Source organism: Cellulomonas biazotea (genome assembly GCF_004306155.1).
GTDB classification, from domain to species: domain Bacteria; phylum Actinomycetota; class Actinomycetes; order Actinomycetales; family Cellulomonadaceae; genus Cellulomonas; species Cellulomonas biazotea.
The window spans coordinates 1-919 of sequence record NZ_BIMR01000422.1 but is presented as its reverse complement, the minus strand read 5'-3'; the positions used below and the strand labels follow the sequence as shown (position 1 = coordinate 919).

The 919-nt window shown below is 77.3% G+C and carries 1 protein-coding gene; it reads right to left on the bottom strand.

Features of this window, described 5'->3' with window-relative positions; translation table 11 throughout:
- Nucleotides 1-34 precede the first annotated feature (34 nt).
- Nucleotides 35-871, bottom strand: a complete 837-nt coding sequence (gene proC, locus CBZ_RS19730; protein ID WP_130783140.1) for a pyrroline-5-carboxylate reductase — start codon at nucleotides 869-871, stop codon at nucleotides 35-37.
- Nucleotides 872-919: the final 48 nt, after the last annotated feature.

The following is a 919-nucleotide window of genomic DNA, read 5'->3' as shown; positions in this document are numbered from 1 at the left end:
CCCTGGTCTCGTCCCTGAAGTCTGGCCGACCGGCTCAGCCGGCGTACTGCGCACCGAGCTCGCGCGACCGCTCCGCCGCCGCACGCGCGGCCGCGACCACCCCGGCCCTGACCCCGTGCGCGTCGAGCTCCGCGACCGCCGCGACCGTCGTACCGCCCGGAGACGACACGCGCTCGCGCAGCACGACCGGGTGGTCGCCCGACTGCGCGGCCAGCGCCGCCGCCCCCTCGACCGTCGCGACCGCGAGCCGCGTCGCCAGGTCCCGCGTCAGGCCCAGCAGCACGCCCGCCTCCGCCATCGCGTCGACCAGGTAGAACGCGTACGCCGGACCCGAGCCGGAGATCGCCGTCACCGCGTCGAGGTCCTTCTCCGCGACCCTGACCACCAGGCCCGTCGCCGCGAGCATCCGCTCGACCAGCGCCAGGTGCCCCTCCGTCGTGTGCGCGCCGCCCGCGATCGCGCTCGCGCCCTTGCCGACGACCGCCGGGGTGTTCGGCATGACCCGCACGACCGGCGTGCCCGCGGGCAGCCGCTGCTCGTAGAACGCGAGCGGGAGACCCGCCGCGACCGACACCACGACCTCGCCGCCGCGCAGCACCGTCGCGACCTCGTCCAGCACCGACCCCACGACGTTCGGCTTCACGGCGACCAGGACGACGTCCGCGCGGGCCGCCGCGTCGACGTTCGACGCGCCCGTCCGCACGCCGTAGCGCCCCGCGAGCTCGTCGGCCCGGGCCGTCGAGTGCTCGGTGACCTCGACCTGCCCCGGGGCCCAGCCGGCCGTGAGCAGCGCGGACAGCAGCGCCTCCCCCATCACGCCACCGCCGAGCACCGCCACCTGCGGCGTGCCGTCCGCGGGTCCGTCCGTCATCGTCGTCCTCCCTCGCGCCCGGCGTCGGGCGACGCGGCGAGCCTACCG